This is a genomic window from Microtetraspora sp. NBRC 13810, from assembly GCF_030268685.1.
Lineage (GTDB): Bacteria > Actinomycetota > Actinomycetes > Streptosporangiales > Streptosporangiaceae > BSRQ01.
Window position 1 is genome coordinate 95,652 of record NZ_BSRQ01000008.1, and the last position, 15,999, is coordinate 111,650.

Annotated in this window: 19 protein-coding genes; 7 read left to right on the top strand and 12 right to left on the bottom strand. The window is 72.7% G+C overall.

Annotated elements, in window-relative coordinates; translation table 11 throughout:
* The first annotated feature begins 110 nt into the window (after positions 1 to 110).
* From QSK26_RS17720 to QSK26_RS17730, 3 genes are all read left to right on the top strand, one after another.
* Positions 111 to 725 (top strand): TetR/AcrR family transcriptional regulator, encoded by a 615-nt coding sequence (locus tag QSK26_RS17720; protein ID WP_502888717.1) that lies wholly within the window; start codon positions 111 to 113, stop codon positions 723 to 725.
* A 36-nt stretch (positions 726 to 761) separates the two neighbouring features.
* Positions 762 to 1,505 carry a 4-hydroxy-tetrahydrodipicolinate reductase gene (dapB, locus tag QSK26_RS17725; protein WP_285776263.1) on the top strand — a complete coding sequence of 248 codons (744 nt, stop codon included), beginning with the start codon at positions 762 to 764 and terminating at the stop codon, positions 1,503 to 1,505.
* Between the two features lie 98 nt (positions 1,506 to 1,603).
* Positions 1,604 to 2,137, top strand: coding sequence for a GNAT family N-acetyltransferase (locus QSK26_RS17730; protein ID WP_285776264.1), 534 nt, complete (start codon positions 1,604 to 1,606; stop codon positions 2,135 to 2,137).
* Positions 2,138 to 2,144: 7 nt separating this feature from the next.
* Here QSK26_RS17730 and QSK26_RS17735 read toward each other — a convergent pair whose 3' ends face one another.
* Both QSK26_RS17735 and QSK26_RS17740 read right to left on the bottom strand, forming a co-directional pair.
* A complete protein-coding gene (locus tag QSK26_RS17735; protein WP_285776265.1) occupies positions 2,145 to 2,447 on the bottom strand; it encodes an SbtR family transcriptional regulator in 303 nt (100 codons plus the stop codon).
* 43 nt (positions 2,448 to 2,490) lie between these two features.
* Positions 2,491 to 2,736, bottom strand: coding sequence for an ArsR/SmtB family transcription factor (locus QSK26_RS17740; RefSeq protein WP_285776266.1), 246 nt, complete (start codon positions 2,734 to 2,736; stop codon positions 2,491 to 2,493).
* 74 nt (positions 2,737 to 2,810) lie between these two features.
* On the opposite strand from QSK26_RS17740, the gene QSK26_RS17745 reads away from it, so the two are divergent.
* Positions 2,811 to 3,020, top strand: coding sequence for a VOC family protein (locus tag QSK26_RS17745; protein WP_285776267.1), 210 nt, complete (start codon positions 2,811 to 2,813; stop codon positions 3,018 to 3,020).
* Positions 3,021 to 3,047: 27 nt separating this feature from the next.
* On the opposite strand, the gene QSK26_RS17750 is transcribed toward QSK26_RS17745, so the two are convergent.
* From QSK26_RS17750 to QSK26_RS17760, 3 genes are all read right to left on the bottom strand, one after another.
* A complete protein-coding gene (locus QSK26_RS17750) occupies positions 3,048 to 3,962 on the bottom strand; it encodes a 1,4-dihydroxy-2-naphthoate polyprenyltransferase (RefSeq protein ID WP_285776268.1) in 915 nt (304 codons plus the stop codon).
* Positions 3,959 to 4,450, bottom strand: coding sequence for a GNAT family N-acetyltransferase (locus QSK26_RS17755; protein ID WP_352244339.1), 492 nt, complete (start codon positions 4,448 to 4,450; stop codon positions 3,959 to 3,961). The genes QSK26_RS17750 and QSK26_RS17755 overlap by 4 nt, the downstream gene beginning before the upstream one ends.
* A gap of 244 nt (positions 4,451 to 4,694) precedes the next feature.
* Positions 4,695 to 5,291 (bottom strand): CGNR zinc finger domain-containing protein, encoded by a 597-nt coding sequence (locus QSK26_RS17760; protein WP_285776270.1) that lies wholly within the window; start codon positions 5,289 to 5,291, stop codon positions 4,695 to 4,697.
* An 88-nt stretch (positions 5,292 to 5,379) separates the two neighbouring features.
* On the opposite strand from QSK26_RS17760, the gene QSK26_RS17765 reads away from it, so the two are divergent.
* Positions 5,380 to 5,685, top strand: coding sequence for an antibiotic biosynthesis monooxygenase (locus QSK26_RS17765; protein ID WP_285776271.1), 306 nt, complete (start codon positions 5,380 to 5,382; stop codon positions 5,683 to 5,685).
* A gap of 4 nt (positions 5,686 to 5,689) precedes the next feature.
* Here the strand turns inward: QSK26_RS17765 and QSK26_RS17770 are convergent, their stop codons facing one another.
* Entirely contained in the window at positions 5,690 to 7,099 is a 1,410-nt protein-coding gene (locus QSK26_RS17770) for an aminotransferase-like domain-containing protein (protein ID WP_285776272.1), read from the bottom strand.
* 262 nt (positions 7,100 to 7,361) lie between these two features.
* On the opposite strand from QSK26_RS17770, the gene QSK26_RS17775 reads away from it, so the two are divergent.
* Positions 7,362 to 8,237, top strand: coding sequence for a DMT family transporter (locus QSK26_RS17775; protein ID WP_285776273.1), 876 nt, complete (start codon positions 7,362 to 7,364; stop codon positions 8,235 to 8,237).
* 328 nt (positions 8,238 to 8,565) lie between these two features.
* Here QSK26_RS17775 and QSK26_RS17780 read toward each other — a convergent pair whose 3' ends face one another.
* Both QSK26_RS17780 and QSK26_RS17785 read right to left on the bottom strand, forming a co-directional pair.
* A complete protein-coding gene (locus QSK26_RS17780) occupies positions 8,566 to 9,063 on the bottom strand; it encodes a GntR family transcriptional regulator (RefSeq protein WP_285776274.1) in 498 nt (165 codons plus the stop codon).
* A gap of 84 nt (positions 9,064 to 9,147) precedes the next feature.
* Positions 9,148 to 9,612, bottom strand: a complete 465-nt coding sequence (locus tag QSK26_RS17785) for a GntR family transcriptional regulator (RefSeq protein ID WP_285776275.1) — start codon at positions 9,610 to 9,612, stop codon at positions 9,148 to 9,150.
* Positions 9,613 to 9,741: 129 nt separating this feature from the next.
* Between QSK26_RS17785 and QSK26_RS17790 the strand changes: the two genes are divergently transcribed.
* A complete protein-coding gene (locus tag QSK26_RS17790) occupies positions 9,742 to 10,044 on the top strand; it encodes a hypothetical protein (protein ID WP_285776276.1) in 303 nt (100 codons plus the stop codon).
* 268 nt (positions 10,045 to 10,312) lie between these two features.
* Here the strand turns inward: QSK26_RS17790 and QSK26_RS17795 are convergent, their stop codons facing one another.
* The 4 genes from QSK26_RS17795 to QSK26_RS17810 form a co-directional block, all read right to left on the bottom strand.
* Positions 10,313 to 12,142: an ABC transporter ATP-binding protein gene (locus tag QSK26_RS17795; protein ID WP_352244340.1), complete on the bottom strand. Its 1,830-nt coding sequence runs from the start codon at positions 12,140 to 12,142 to the stop codon at positions 10,313 to 10,315.
* Positions 12,143 to 12,326: 184 nt separating this feature from the next.
* Positions 12,327 to 14,165 carry an ABC transporter ATP-binding protein gene (locus QSK26_RS17800; protein WP_285776278.1) on the bottom strand — a complete coding sequence of 613 codons (1,839 nt, stop codon included), beginning with the start codon at positions 14,163 to 14,165 and terminating at the stop codon, positions 12,327 to 12,329.
* A 94-nt stretch (positions 14,166 to 14,259) separates the two neighbouring features.
* Complete coding sequence (locus tag QSK26_RS17805; protein ID WP_285776279.1) at positions 14,260 to 14,913, bottom strand: JAB domain-containing protein; 654 nt, start codon at positions 14,911 to 14,913, stop codon at positions 14,260 to 14,262.
* Between the two features lie 57 nt (positions 14,914 to 14,970).
* Positions 14,971 to 15,708 carry a GntR family transcriptional regulator gene (locus tag QSK26_RS17810; RefSeq protein ID WP_285776280.1) on the bottom strand — a complete coding sequence of 246 codons (738 nt, stop codon included), beginning with the start codon at positions 15,706 to 15,708 and terminating at the stop codon, positions 14,971 to 14,973.
* Between the last annotated feature and the right edge of the window lie 291 nt (positions 15,709 to 15,999).

Genomic DNA, 15,999 nt, shown 5'->3' on the forward strand with positions numbered 1-15,999 from the left:
CCGCCCGCGGCGTCTCCCGGCCCGTCCCGCTCGGGGACCACGACGGCCGGGCACTCTCCGCATTCCGAACCGAACCGTCTCGTCTCTGTTTCTCAGCTAGCATGAGCCTGGTGAACGACTCATCCGAGCCGGTTCGCCGCGGGAGGAAGCGCAGCGAGGAGAGCAGGCAGGCGATCCTGCGGGCGACCTATGAGCTGGTCGGCGAGGTCGGCTACGCCGGGTTGTCGCTTGAGGGGATCGCCGCGCGGTCGAGGACCGGCAAACAGACGATCTACCGGTGGTGGCCGTCCAAGGCCGACGTGCTGCTGGAGGTGCTGGCCACCAAGGCCGAGACGCACATCGGCCTGGCCGACCAGGGGTGCTACCCGGCGGACCTGCACGCCTTCCTCACCGACACCTTCACGCTCGGCTCCCGCCCGCAGGTCGTCAGGATGCTGGTCGCCCTCATAGCCGAGGCGCAGGTCAACCCCGGGTTCTACGAGCGGCTCTGGGCGGGGTTCCTGGAGCGCCGCCGGGAGGCGCTGTGGGTCGTGCTGAACCGGGCGAAGGAGCGCGGCGACCTGCCGCCGGTCCCGCCGCCCGCGACCGTGATCGACATCGTGTTCGGCTCCCTCTGGTACCGGCTGCTCGCCACCCGCCAGCCGCTGGACCAGCGGCTCGCCGACGACCTCGTCGCCACGCTCGCCGGCCAGTGCCCCGGCTGCCCCGGTTGCAGCGCCGCGTAGCGGCACGGCCTCCCCGGGGGACGATAAGGTGAGCGGGTGATCAGGGTCGGTGTTCTGGGCGCGCGCGGTCGCGTCGGTGTGGAAGTCTGCAAGGCCGTGCACGCGGCGGACGACATGGAGCTGGTGGCCGCGGTCGACCAGGGCGACCGCATCGAGGCGCTGACCGAGGGCGGCGCCGAGGTCGTCGTCGACTTCACGCATCCCGACGTGGTGATGGACAACCTGGGCTGGTGCGTCCAGCAGGGCATCCACGCCGTCGTGGGCACCACCGGCTTCGACGCCGAGAGGCTTGGCACCCTCCGCGGCCGGCTGGCCGAGCGGCCGGGCGTCAACGTGCTGATCGCGCCCAACTTCGGGATCGCCGCCGTGCTGATGATGCACTTCGCGCAGCAGGCGGCCAGGTTCTTCGACTCGGCGGAGATCGTCGAACTGCACCATCCGAACAAGGCGGACGCGCCCTCCGGCACCGCCCGCCGCACCGCCGAGCTGGTCTCCGAGGCGCGGGCCAAGGCCGGGCTCGCCGCCATGCCCGACGCCACCACCACGCAGCTCGACGGCGCCCGCGGCGCCGACGTGGCCGGCGTCCGCGTGCACGCCGTACGGCTGGCCGGCCTGATCGCCCACCAGGAGGTGCTGCTCGGCATGGACGGTGAGACCCTCACCATCCGGCACGACACCACCAGCCGGTCGTCGTTCACCCCCGGCGTGCTGCTCGGCGTCCGCCGCGTCCGCGAGCTGCCCGGCCTCACCGTCGGCCTGGAGCACCTGCTCGACCTCTGACGCCATCCTGGGCCGCGAGAAGGAGACGCCCCTGACGCCCTCCGGGGCCGTGAAAAGGGGATGCTCCGCCCGGCGGCGGCCTCCTAGGGTGTGGCTCCATGACACAGGATCCGGCGTCCGCTCCGGTGCGTCCCGCCCGGGAGTGTGATCTCCTGTCGCTCGTCGCCGTGGAGCTCGCCGCCGACGAGCTGTTCGCCGAGGTGGGCATCCGCTTCCCGCCGGGCACGACGGTGATCGAGGGAGTGTCGGACCCGTCGCGCGTCCTGGTCTGCGGCGACCCGCCAGAGGGGTTCGCGCTGACGGGCACGGCCGACGGGCTGGTGCACCTGGAACAGCTCGCGGTCCGCCCCTCGGCCGGGCGGCGCGGGATCGGCGGGCGGCTGCTCGCCGCCGTCTGCGACCACGCCGCGCGGCTCGGTGTCCCCGGCGTCACCCTGACCACCTACCGCGACGTGCCGTGGAACGCCCCCTGGTACGCCCGGCACGGCTTCACCGTGCTGCCCCGGGAGCACTGGGGAGACGAACTCGCCGCCCTCGTCGCGCACGAACGCGACCTCGGCATCGAGGTCGCGCCACGCGTCGTCATGTTCCGGGCCGTAGGCTGCCCGAACCTGTCCTTCATGTGGTGGTGACAGACCGTCAGGCGCCGCCGAGGTCGGCCAGGCCGATCTCACTGCCGGGCAGTCGCCGGAGGTCAGGGCGGGCACGCAGGCCGTCGAGCATGAGCGCCAGATAGCGGTCCACGCTGCGCTGGGTCAGCTCGGCACGCAGGCCGGGGATCGGCCGCAGCAGCAGGGCCATCATCAGCGTCACGTCGCCGGCGTCCACGTCGTGGCGCAGGTCGCCGTCGGCCTGGGCGCGGCGGACGAGCCGGTCGAGGACTACCTGTGGCGCGCGCGTGTCGGCGACGCCCCCTGAATCCGACGGGCGTGGCGCCGTCATCCCGGATCAGATGCGCCTCCAGCGCCGTCGCCTCCGGCGGACCTCATCGTGAGGTACGGCTCGCGCTCGCCTGATCCGAGGCGCTGGCGAGGATGGCGGTCAGCACACCCGGGAAGCGGGCCTCCAACTCCTCGCGGCGCAAGGTCATATAGCGGGCCTTGCCCTCCGAACGGGTCAAGGTGAGGCCCGCCTCCCGCAGGATGCGCCAGTGGTTGGACAGCGTGGAGCGCGGAACGTCCAGGTGCTCTGGGCTACAGGACACCTCGCCGCCGGAGGCCATCAGGCGCACTGCGCTTCGCCTTCCGGGATGTCGAACTGGCGGCCATCGGCGGCTATCTCCTGGTCGCCGGGACCCGGGAGGCGTTGGCCCCGTTCCTCAACGTGCAGGCCACCGCCGTCGTCGACAGCCTCGACGACGTCTTCGCGGTCGTCGCGCAGAAAGGCGGCGAGACGCTCGACGGCCCCAACGACGTCCCCACCGGACGCAACCTGACGATCCTCCACCCCGGAGGCGCGGTCATCGAGTACGTCGAGTTCGACGCCACCAAGGTTCGGGCGCGGTCGCCGCAGTAGGCGGCAACCAGATCTACGGGACGGGGCCTAGAGGGCCAGGCCGATGGTGAACAGCAGGCCGTAGACCAGTTGCAGGCGGCCGGTCTGCTGGAGGCCGACGATCAGCTCGGGGCCGGTCGCGCCGCCCAGCACCGCGCGGACCGGCTGCACCGCCAGCGGCACGCCGAGCAGCGCCAGCGCCGCGAACGGCCGGACCGGGATCAGGACCACCGCGACCACGAACGGCAGGATCAGGCACGCGGCGTACAGCAGCCGGGTGCCGCGGTCGCCGAGCACGACGGCGAGCGTCCGCTTGCCCGACTGCTCGTCGCCGCGCAGGTCGCGCAGGTTGTTGACGACCAGCATCGCGCAGGCCAGCAGCCCCACCGGCACCGCGGCGGCCAGGGCGAGCCACGGCAGCCCGTCCACCTGGACGTATGTCGTGCCCGCCACGGCGACCACGCCGAAGAAGACGAAGACCGACACCTCGCCCAGGGCGCGGTAGCCGTACGGCCGGGAGCCTCCGGTGTAGAACCAGGCGGCGGCGATGGACAGCGCGCCCACGGCCAGCAGCCACCACGCGCCGGTGACGACCACGAGCGCCAGACCGGCCACGGCGGCGGCCAGGAAGCAGGCCAGGGCGGCGGTGAGCACCGCGCGCGGGGCGGCGACGCCGGAGCCGACCAGGCGCAGCGGCCCGACCCTGACCTTGTCGGTGCCCCTGATGCCGTCGCTGTAGTCGTTGGCGTAGTTGACGCCGATCTGCAGCAGCAGCGCGACGGCCAGGGCCAGCAGCGCGCGCCACCAGACGGCGCCGCCGGTCGAGACGGCCACGCCGGTGCCGACCACGACCGGCACCACCGCGGCGGGCAGCGTACGCGGGCGGGCGCCCGCGACCCACTGCGCCGGAGTCGGGGCGGGACGACCGCCGTCCGCGCTCCGGTCGTTCTCTGTCGTCGTCATGGGCGGATGTCCGTGACCAGCCGGACCATGCGCACCGGGCGCCCCATGTCGAGGACCCGCTCGGCGCCGTCCTCACCCCAGCCCGCCGACTCCAGGAAGGCGAGCATGGCGTGGTTGTCGGCGAACACCCAGGTGATCACCGAGCTGAACTGGTCCTCGACCAGGTGGTCGATCGTGGCGTTGAGCAGTCTGCTGCCGTGTCCGCGCCGGATGTGATCCGGGTCCACGAGCAGGGAGAGCAACTCGGCGGTGACCGTGGGGTCGGCGTCGGGGTCCTCGGCGGGCCCGTGCGACGCCAGGCCGACGATCCGCTCCGGCGCCACCGTCGCGGCCGCCGCGGCGATCCCGCCCGGACCGAGCGCGGGGAACGCGTCGGTGTCCAGGATGCGCTCTATCGCCACCAGCAGCCGGTGGCGAGGAGTCGGCGGCGCGATGACCGCCTCCTCCCACTGGCTCTGCCACATCTCTTCCGCTGCGGCCCCTGTCATCTGGTCAAGAGGCCCTTCGGGCAGGAATTCGCGGTATCCCAACCGCCATGCCCGGATTTGGGTACGCGTCACCGCGCTCACGTCTTCGCGCCGGGCTGCCCGCACGCCTACGTCTGCCATCTCGGCCGGCTCCTTCGCATGCCGTCGTGCCTGAACCTGTCGCCGTGGATCTCGTCCGGCGGGCGTCGCGCGAAAGAGAACCGTGGGGGATCCGCGGTGCAGGCCCTCTAACCGTATCGGGGAATCACCGTCGAGAATGACGCGAAGGTCGTTCAACAACCTGTCTTGCCCGATACGCGCGGGTTTTGGTGCGGTTGCCGCACACCTTCATCGAGCACCAGGCGCGTGAGCGGTTCTTCGAGGAGTCGATGAAGGCCCACTGGCAGGTGCTCTCGGCGCACACCTTGAGCCGTGGCCAGGCGCCCTCGGCGTGCGCTCCGGCCACCGCCGCGGCGATCGCGGCCAGCCCGCCGGCCGTCCCGTCCACGGCGGGCACCAGCAGCGGGCCGCCCGGCGGCACCGAGATGCGCAGCGGCAGCGCGGCGAGCGCGGCGTCCAGCTGCGGCGAGAAGGGCTCCGGAGCCGTTCCCACCGGTGTTCCCGCAGGTCTTTCCGCCGGTGTTCCGGCGCGGTCGTGGTGGTGGCGCAGGGTCGTGCGCAGGCCCTCGCGCAGGCCCACGGCGAGGGCGAGGTCCTCCTCCCCGGCCCGGTCGTCGGCGGAGACGAGGCCGCGCTCCCGCAGCCAGACGGCGAGTTCGGCGGGAGAGGCCAGCTCGTCCGAGTCGGCCTCGACGTCGTAGGTGTTCACGAAGTCGCGCACCAACTCCGCGGCGGTCGTCATGACACCAGCCTATGCCATTAGGGGGTTGCACCTCTTCGCGACACCGCCATAAGGTCTTGGCCGGTGTCTGAGAGAAAGGGATGTAAACGTGATCATGCGAACCTGGCGCGGCTGGACCCGCAGTGAGGACGCCGACGCCTACGAGGGCTACCTCCTGCGCACCGGCTACGCCGACTACACCGCCGTCCCCGGCAATCGGGGGGCGTGCTTCACCCGGCGCGAGGAGGACGGCAGGACCGAGTTCCTGCTGACCTCGCTGTGGGACTCCTGGGAGGCCGTCAGAGCCTTCGCGGGCGACGAGCCCGGACGTGCCGTGTTCTACCCCGAGGACGACCGCTACCTCGTCGACCGCGAGCTCACCGTCGGCCACTACACCGTCTTCGCGCAGGCGTAGCGGGCTAGACCGCGTCCGCGTGGCCATGGAAGGCGGCGGCCAGGCGGCGCACCCCCTCGGTCAGCTCGGCGACGTGGGCGGCGGCGATGTGGGTGACCCTGATCCGGGGGCCCGGCGGCTCGGCGGGGTAGTGGATGCGGCCGGGGCTGACCACGACCCCCGCCCGCCTCGCGTCCTCCACCAGGGCCGCCTCGTCCGTCTCCGGCGGCAGCCGTACCCACAGGTGCAGGCCGCCCGGCGGGACGAGGTGGATCTCGGCCTCGGGCAGCCGGGCGGCGAGCGCGGCGGCGAGCGCGTCGCGCCGCGTCGCGATCTCGCCGCCGATGCCGGCGACGTGACGCCGCCAGGCCGGTGAGCCGGTCAGCTCCACCACGGTCTCCTGCAACGGCCGGGCGACGAAGAACGAGTCCACGACCTGGCTCGCCCGCAGCCGCCTCGCCGCCGGGCCGCGCGCGACCAGCCCCGCCACCCGCACGCTCGGCGCCAGGATCTTGCTGAGCGAGTTGACGTACACGACCGTGCCGTGCGCGTCCAGCGACACCATCGGCGGCGGCACCGGGCCCGCCGTGAGGTACCGCGCGTAGTCGTCCTCGATCACGAACGCGCCCGCCGCCCGCGCCACCGCGAGCACCTGCTCGCGCCGCTCCAGGGGCAGCACCGCGCCCGTCGGGTTGTGCAACGTCGGCTGGCAGTAGAACAACCGGGACCCGGTGACGGCGAACGCCTCGGCGAGCAGATCCGGCCGCACCCCGTCGCGGTCCATGGGTACGGCTCGCGCCCGCAGCCCCGCGACCCGGGCGGCGGCCAGCGCGCCCGGGTAGGTCGGGGTCTCCACCAGCACCGGCGTGCCCGGCGCGGCCAGCGCGCGGAAGGCGTGCGCGAGCGCGGCCTGCCCGCCGCCGGTGACCAGCACGTCCGCCGCCGTGACGTCGCCGCCCGCCTCCCCGGCGAACCACCGCCGCAGCTCGGGCACCCCCGACAGCGGCGGCACCGACCACGCGTCCGGCCGGTGCACCGCCCGCGACGCGGCCCCCGCCAGCGCCCTAGCCGGTCGCAGGCTCGGATGCGCGTAACCGCTCGCCAGCAGGACGACCCCCTCCGGTGGCTGCGCGAGCAGGCAGCCGACCTCGGTGTCGTCCACCACCCGCTCGCTCAGGGCGACGGTCTGCCAGGACAGGTCCGGCGCCTCGGCGGCGGGCGCCGGCGAGTGCGCCACGAACGTCCCGCTCCCCGGCCGCGTCACCACCCGCCCCTCCGCCGCGAGCTGCCCCAGTGCCCGCGACACGGTCACCGGGCTCACCCCGTGCACCCGCATCAACTCCCGGCTCGAAGGCAGCCGATCCCCAGGCCGCAGCCGCGCCACCTCATCCCGCAGCACCCCGGCCAAATGCCCGATACTGCTATCCTTTTTCATGAAAGACGAGAGTAGCGCTATCCTCCCCGAACCGATAACACCACCCCACCCCCCGAACAAGGCCCTCCCAGCCTCCAAGGACCACCACGAAGGCCAGAAACCCGCCCCCAACCCCACCCACCACAACAAGCGCCACGAAGGCCAGGAACCGGCACCCAACGCCACACACAACGACAAACGCCACGAAGGCCAGGAGCCGGCGCGGGGTGTTTTCCCTCTTTCCCCTCTTCGCGGTGGGCGTCAGGCGGGGAAGTCGCGGACGGTGTGGCGGGGGAGTGCGCTGGCGGCGCTGGGGGTGGTGGGGTTCTCGGGATCGTTCCCCGGGACGGTGTTCGCCTTGCGCGGGTTCGACCCGTATCTCATCTCGGTGGGCAGGGCGGCGGTGGCGGCCGGCATCGCGCTGGGGTGCCTGCTCGTGACGCGTGCGCCGCTGCTGCCGCCGCGCCGGGACGTGGGATCGTACATCGTGATCGCCTTCGGGATCGTCGTAGGATTCCCGCTGTTCAGCGGGCTCGCGCTGGACGCGGGGTCGAGCAGCGCGCACGCGGCCGTCGTCACGGGGCTGCTGCCGGCGGCGACGGCGGTGTTCGCGGTGCTGCGGGCGGGGGAACGGCCGCGCGGGGCGTTCTGGGTGGCGTGCGCGGCGGGTGCGGCGTGCGTCACCGTGTTCGCGGTCAACCGCGGCGGCGGCCACCTCACCGGGGCCGACCTGCTCCTCCTGGCCGCGCTGCTGTCCGCGGCCGTCGGCTACACCGAGGGCGGACGGCTGGCCAGGGAGACGCCCGGCTGGCGGGTCATCTCCTACACCCTCGTCCTGTCGGCCCCGATCACCATCCCGGTCACCGCCGTCCTCGCGGTCGTCACCGGCCCGCATCCCACCGGCCCCGCGCTCGCCGGCTTCGCCTACGTGAGCCTGGTGTCGATGTTCCTCGGCTTCATCCCGTGGTACGCGGGCCTGGCGCTCGGCGGCATCGCCAGGGCGGGCCAGCTCCAACTCGCCCAGCCGCTGCTCACCGTGGTGTGGTCGTGGCTCCTGCTGCACGAGGAGGTCGGCCCGGTCACTCTCGTCGCGGCACTCGCCGTACTCGTCTGCGTCGCCGCCACCCAGCGCTCGCGTACCGCCGCCCCCCGGCCCTGAGGCGGCTTCACCCGCCCGGCGTGCCGAACTCCGGACCGAACTCCTGGACAAGGCCGGGAAGGCGCGCGCAGACGTGGTCGCCGAACGCACGAACGGCCGCGGTGAGCCGATCGGCGGCAGGCCAGCACGGGCCGACCGTGCGAAAGACCGGCGGCGACAGCGAACCTCGACAACGCCCCCGCCCCCGCCCCCGTCCACGGATGCCGGAACGCCGGAACGGGGGAGCAGGGCCACGCCGAGCCTCGCCACGCACAACCCGCGCACCCTCCGCCGCCCGCGGCGCACCGCGGCATCTCGCCGACCTCACCGCCGCTCGGCGGAGTTGCGGCTAGGCGTCGTCCTCGCGGTCGACCGGCCATTTCTCCGGCAGGGATGCGAAGCTTCCCAGTTGCGGGACCGTGTAGACCCAGCCCTGCTCGCGCAGCAGCGCCACGGCGCGGCGGGCCGTCTCGCGCGCGACCGCGTACTGGTCCATCAGTCGCTTCTCGCTTGGGATGCCGCGACGAGGTTTGATGGCGCCGCTGGCGATGCGTTTGGCCACCTCGCGGGCGATGAGCTGATACATCGGGATGGTCCGGGGGGATCTACGAGGCGCGGCCGGGGGGCCGACGAAGGCGCCCTCGCCCTGAAGCGTGTAGACCAGTCCCTCGTCCCTGAGCACCTTGACGGCCCTGCGTGCGGTGGTCCTGGCGACGCCGAACCGCTCCTGGATCTTGACCTCACTGAGCAGGGGTTCTCCGGCCGCGAGCTCGCCGTCGGTGATGTGTCGCCGGAGGACGTCGGCTATCTGGATGTAGCGATAGGTGTCGGCCTCGTAATCCATCATGCCCGCAAAGTAACGGAGCGTGACGGCTCCTGACCGCCGTTCACCTCAGGTCTTGGCCTTGCCCTCCTCCGGAGCCGGCGGCCACTACTCCGGCTGCGTGACGTAGGTGCCGCGATGGCTCACCGTGAAGACGTATCCCAGCTCGCGAAGGTGGGCGACGGCCTGGCGAGCGGTCACTTTCGCGACGCCGTACTCCTGCATGAGTTTCTTCTCGCTGGGAATCGCGCGGTTCGGCCGGAATTCGCCCGCACGGATGCGGCCGGCGAGTTCGCCGGCGATCTGCTGGTAGAGCGCCACCTTGCGGCGCATGCGAGGAGCGTCGGGCTCGCCGACGAAGGTGCCTTCGCCCTGGATCGTGTACACGAGCCCTTCTTCGCGCAGCTCCTGGGCCACCCGCCGCGCCGTCGTCCTGGCGACGCCGTAGTCGGCCTCGATCTCCGCCTCGCTCGGCATGGGCTGGCCCGCGGGCAGCCTTCCGTCGCGAATTTGCTCCCGAATAATCTGCGTTATCTGCTGATAAAGCGGTACTGGTCCGTCTCGGTCAAGCACGCTCGGATCATAGAGCAATCGGGCATGACTACACAAAAGGTACCGACTACTAGGCGTTCTAGATACAAGTCGTAGACCAGTTGTGACGAGTAGCTCTTTATGTGATAGCCATGACTTATAGTTCTGCGGGTGGGGAGTTCGAAGGAAGACAATCAGCACCGTTGTGCGGGCAGCATCCACGTGCTACCGCGGGACTCCTGTTGCCAGATCTACTGGCAGGAGTCCCGGCCTCGGGCCGACAGGGTGCGGATCAAGGCGTACACCTGCGACTGCCAACCGACGTTCTACGAGCTCTGCCAGGCGGGCGGCCTGCTCTACATCCGCCGAACCAGCCGGGAGAGGAGGCGGGTGACGGTGCACGAGACGGTGTGGATGGTGGCCCGGGACGGCGAGCAGTTATGGACCCAGCTGATCACGGGACAGGTGTGCTGAACCCTCCGCCGGTGGAATTCCGGTAGGTCCCGGTACGCGGTAAGCGCGGGGCGAGGGTCCCAGCGCGGGCGGCATGGGACGACGTGGTTGAGACGATGCCGGTTGGTCTTGCCCGAGGAGGACGCCGCAGCCGTCCTCATCTCACGACGTCACACTTGTCATCAGCGGAAACTCCTACACCACCTCCATGGACGCAATCTTCTTCTGCCGGGGTGCACGAGCAGTGTTTTGATCTGGTGTTGGGTGCGGATGACTTGGAGTCGTTCGTTTAGGCGACGGGGTCGTGGCGGGGGGCCGACCAGGCTGCCCAGAGGGTGGCGTAGTGGCCGTCCGTGGTGAGGAGGGTGTCGTGGGTGCCGGTCTCTGTGACGCGGCCGGCCTCCAGGACGATGACGCGGTCGGCGGTGGCGGCCTGGGTGAGGCGGTGGGCGACGATGAGGGCGGTACGGCCGGCCAGGGCGGCGGCGGTGGCGGTCTCCAGCGTGCGGGCGCCCGCGCTGCCGGCGTCGGCGGTGGCCTCGTCCAGGATGGCCACCGGCGGGTCGGCCAGCACGAGCCTGGCCAGGGCCAGGTGCTGCGCCTGGGTGACGGTGAGCCGGTGGCCGCCGTCGCCCACCACTGTGGCCATGCCGTCGGGCAGGGCGTCGACCCAGGCCAGGGCGCCGACCCGGTCGAGCACGGCACGGAGGTGCTCGTCCGTGGCGTCCGGGCGGGCCAGGCGCAGGTCGTCGGCGAGCGGGCCGGCGAAGACGTGCACCTCCTGGGTGATCAGTGCGACCGTGCGGCGGAGCGTCTCCGGTGCGAGTTCCGCCGCGTCGGCGCCGCCGAGGACGATCGCCCCCGTCGTGGGCCGGTGCACCCCGGCGACCAGCTTGGCGATCGTGGACTTGCCCGCGCCGCTGGCCCCCACCAGGGCCACCGTCTCACCCGCCTCGATCGCCAGCTCGACCTCGTTCAGCACGTCATGCCCCGCCGCGTACGCGAACCCGACCCCGTGCACCCTGACCGACGCGTCCACGGGCACCAGCCCACCGGTCGGTGACCCGTTCGCGGAAGGCGTTTCGCGTGATCTGTTCGCGGAAGGGGGTGCGCCGGGCCGGGTGCGGTCGTTCGCCGGTGCGGGCTGGGTGGTGGGGAGGTCGGTCACGCCTACCAGGCGGGCGAGGCCGGCGGCGGCGACCTGGGCTTCGTCGATCAGGAACAGGGCGGTGTTGATCGGGCCGAAGAGATTGTGGAAGTAGAGCGCGGCGGCGGTGGCCGTACCGAGCGTGACGACGTCGCCGCGCACCAGCACGAACCCGGCCACCAGGACGGCGCTGAGCCCGATGAACTCCGCGACGTTGAGCCGGCCGAAGAACCCGGTCATCAGCCGCACGGCGCGCAACGCCAGCTCCACCGCCGCCCAGGACCGGCTCGTCACCCGTTCGACGTGGTCCTCCTTCAGGCGGAAGGCGCGCACGGTGGCGGCACCGCCGACCGTGTCCAGGAGTTGCTGCTGCTGCGCGCCGACCGCCACGCGTTCGGCGGCGTAGAGCGGCATGGCGCGGCGCAGGTACCAGCGGACGGTCAGGAACTGCACCGGTACGGCCAGCAGCGCGACGACCAGGAACCGCCAGTCGAGCACGGTCAGGCCGACCAGGGTGAGCCCGATGGTCAGGGCGGACCGGGCGAGTTCCGGCAGCGCCTCGCGTACGGCCTCGCTCACGGTCGAGACGTCACCCGTGACGCGTGCCGTCAGGTCGCCGGAGCCCGCCCCCTCCACCTGTTGCAGAGGCAGCGACAGCGCCCGTTCCACGAAGCGTTCCCGCAGCGACGCCAGCATGCTCTCGCCGAGCCGCGCCACCAGGGACACGCCGACGGCGGTCAGCACGCCCTGCACGATCGCCACCACCACGAGCAGGACGACCGGCGTCGTGACGGCGGCCGGATCGGCCCGCCCCCTGACCAGGTCCACGATCTGTCCCAGCAGCGGTGCGGTGACCAGTCCGCTCGCGGTCGCCGCGATCAGCACGGCGAAGGCCACCACCGCCTGCCCCCGCCGCTCCCGCAGCAACCCCCGGACCACCGCCCGCGTACGAGCCGTCGTGGCCGTGGGCAACAACTCCCGCCCGGCCACAGACCCGGCGTCAACGGCACCGGCCTCGGCGGAAGCGGCCTCGGATGAAAGGGGCGGGTCGTTCGGCATACCGCTTCCCAGGGTCGGGCCGGCCGGTGTGGCCGGTGATCGAAGGGGGTCGGTGGGGGAGGAGTCTGGGGTGGTGGGGGGCACGGTTCTCCTCGGCTCAGGCCAGGACCGTCGAACGGTAGGTCTCGTCGTCCCGGACCAGGTCGGTGTGGGAGCCCTGGGCGGTCACGGTGCCCTCGGACAGCATCAGGACCCGGTCGGCCACGGCCAGCAGCGCCGGGCTCGCGGTGACCATGATCGTGGTACGGCCGCGCCGCAGCTCCCTGACACCGGTGGCGATCCTGGCCTCGGTGACCGGGTCCACGGCGGTGGTCGGATCGTGCAGCACGAGGACGGGTGGGTCGACGGCGAGGGCGCGGGCCAGGGCGACCCGCTGACGCTGGCCGCCCGACAGTGAACGGCCGCGCTCGGAGATGACCGTGCCGGCCCCGTGGGGGAGCGCGCGGGCCACCTCGTCGGCGGATGCCGCCGCCATCGCCCTGGCCGCCGTCCCCGACGCAACGACCGCCTCCGACGCAACGACCGTCTCCAACGCAACCTCCGACGCAACGACCGCCTCAGAGGCAACGACGGCCTCCGACGCGACGACGCCTCCGGAGGCCGCACCTCCAGAACCGGGGGACGTGCCGTTGAGGGGCGGGTCCGGGGTGGTGAGGGCGATGTTGCTGAGGAGGGTGCCTTCGAAGAGGGCTGCGTCGTGGGCGGCGACCAGGATCGCCGTGTGGGCTTCGCCGGGGTCGAGGCGGGACAGGGGGACGCCGTCGAGTTCGACCGAGCCGGCGGCGGGGTCCACGTGGCGGCCCAGGCAGGCGAGCAGGTCGGTGGCGGCGGCGGGGTCGGGGGTCACGACGGCGGTCAGCTCGCCGGGGGCGAACTCGGCGTTCACGCCGCGCAGGGTGCCGTGGGACAGGTCGCGCAGCCGTACCCGGCCTCGCGGGGCGGCGGGCAGACGGTCGCCGCCGGGGACGACCGCGGGCGGCGCGGCGAGCACGGAGGCGATGCGGCCCGCGGAGGCGCGTCCCTGGGCGAGCATCCGGTTGGCCCACGCGAAGATCGACAGCGGGGTGAGCAGGAAGAGCGCCAGACCGACGGCGGTGACCAGGCCGCCGATGCCGATGTCGCCGGCGGCGGCGAGCCTCCCGCCCACCAGGGCGACCACGGCGATGAAGATTCCGGTGGCGGCGAGCATGATGCCGTCGTGCCAGCCGCGGGCGCCGGCGGCGCGCAGCGTGGCGGAGAGGGACTCCTGGCTGATCTGCCGGTAGCGGCCGATCGCCGCGGACTCCGCGCCGATGCCCTTGAGCACGCGCAGCCCGGCGACCAGGTCGGCGGCGACGCCGGAGGCGTGCGCGGCGCGGTCCTGCTCGACCTCGCTGCGCCGTTCCAGCGGCTTGCCCAGCAGGTGGGCCACGCCGAGTAGCGGCGGGATGCCGAGCAGGACGAGGAGTCCGAGCGGCACCGACACGTTCAGCAGCGCGACGGCGCTGACCAGGACGGCCGCGAGCGCCGAGACCGTGGCGGGCAGCGCCATGTTGACCGTGCCGACCCGCTTGGCGTCGTCGGTGGCGATGTTGACCAGCGCGCCGGGCAGCCGGCCGCTCTCCGCGCCGCCCCGCGGGTCGAGGATGCGCTCGGTGAGCTCGATGCGGAGCCGGTGCGCCGCCCGCTCGACCGCCCGCTCGCCGAGCCGGGCGCTGGACCGGTAGCAGACGGACAGCACGGTGAACACGCCGGCCAGCACGGCGATCCAGCGCAGCAGGGCGTCGGTGGACCCGGTGCTGACGGCCTCGTCGATGATCACGCCGATCAGGACGGGGACCATGGCCTCGCTGGCCTGGTGCGCGCCGGCGAGCAGTGAGCTGCCCGCGACCAGCCACCGCTGACCGGCGATCGAACGGCCGAGCACTCTGAGGCCCGAGGGGGCGTCGGACCGCACCGCACCAACTCCATCCTGCAGGGGGAACCTATTAGGTTAGGCAAACCTTATCGCGGTCCGCCCGGGTACGGCGAGAGGATCTTTCCCGGCGCGGTCAGGGGACCCGGCGCCAACCGCGGTCGGTGATGACGAGGTGGTCGAGCAGGCGGAGGCCGACCGTCTCCGCGGCCTCGCGCAGCCTGGCGGTGAACTCCACGTCGGCGGGGCTCGGGTCGAGGTTGCCCGCCGGGTGGTTGTGCGCCAGGCCGAAGGCGGCCCCGCCGGAGGTCAGCACCATCGTGACGACCTCGCGCACGGAGACCGGGCAGTGGTCGGTCCCGCCCGTGCCGATCACCGCCTGCCGCAGGACGCGCCCGCCGTGGTCGCAGACGACCGCCACGAGCCGCTCGTGGCCGAGCCCGCGCAGGGCGGGGGAGATGAGGGCCGCGAGGTCGCCCGAACCGGTGATCCTGGGACGGTCGGGCGCCGAGCGCGCCCGCCGCACGAGGTCGAAGGCCGCGGCGACCCGGGCGGCCTTGGCCGGCCCGATGCCGGGGACGGCGAGAAGCCGGTGCGCGTCGGAACGGGACACCGCCTCCAGGTCGCCGCAGTGCGCGATGAGCAGGGAGGCCAGCTCCACCGCGTTGGTGCCCTTGCCGCCGGAGCCGAGGAGCAGGGCGAGCAGCTCCCTGTCGGCGAGCGCCGCCGGCCCGGCCGCCAGCAGCCGCTCGCGCGGCTGGTCGGCGGCGGGCATGTCCTTGACGCGCATCGACACCTCCGGATCCGGCTCCCGGACTCCGGTTGTATCAGGCGGCGCCGACAGTCGTCAGGCGGGAAAAGTGAGGGGATAGACGAGGTGGAACCGGTCGCCGGGCAGCACGATGTCGCTGGTCTCGACCGGCCGCTCACCGGCCAGGTGGGTACGCTCCACGTGCAGCACGGGAGTGCCGGTCACCAGGTCGAGCATGTCGCTCTCGGCCGGTTCCGGCACCCGGGTGCGGACGCTCTCGACGACGCCGGTCACCCTGATCCCGGCGGCGGACATCCGGGCCGGCACGCTCTGGCGGGCCTCGGCGCCCTCGGCGGGGCCGCTCTCCCCGGCCAGCTCGGCGGGCTCGTAGGCGGCGGCGAGCTGCACGGGACGGCCGGCCGCCCGCAGGACGTAGCGGGTGCGCACGACGGGCGCCGACTCGGGCAGCCGGAGCCGCGCGGCGATGCCGGGCGGGGCGGGGACCCGCTCCAGCCGCCAGTTCCAGGTCACCCGCAGTCCCTGGGCCTGAAGGTCGGCGGCGAGGGGGGCGTGATGGCCGAGGAAACGGTCCCGGTGCAGGGGGAGCAGGTCCGGCCGCTCCCTGACGTAGTGACCGGAGCCGACCTTGCCGACGACGAGCCCCTCGGCGACCAGCACCCGCAGTGCGTGCCGTGCGGCGGTCTCGCCCACGCCGTATCTGCGCGTGAGCTGGGCCCGGGAGGGGATCGAGCCGCCGGGCGGCAGCGAGCCTTCGACGATCTGCCGCCGGAGGTCCTCCACGATGCGCAGGTAGACGGGGTCGGAGCTGGCCACGGGTCCATCCCTCTGGTCGGGTCGTGGGGCGTGGCTCAATCTTGTCGTATCGACGGGGCGACGGACGGTAATCGGCGCAAATTGGAGCCCTTCCCTCGGGTCTCCGGTACAGAGCGGAAAAAATATCCCAGGAACCGTGTAACGCCCGGGTAAGGGTCGGCGATTTTCCGGATAGAGGTCGTCGATGTGTGTACCCCCGAGCACATATCGACGGCCTCTTTCTCTGACGGCGAAGCCTCCCGGGCAGGGCCAACCGGGCTATACGGGGTGGCGGGGTCCACCGTTCCCTGC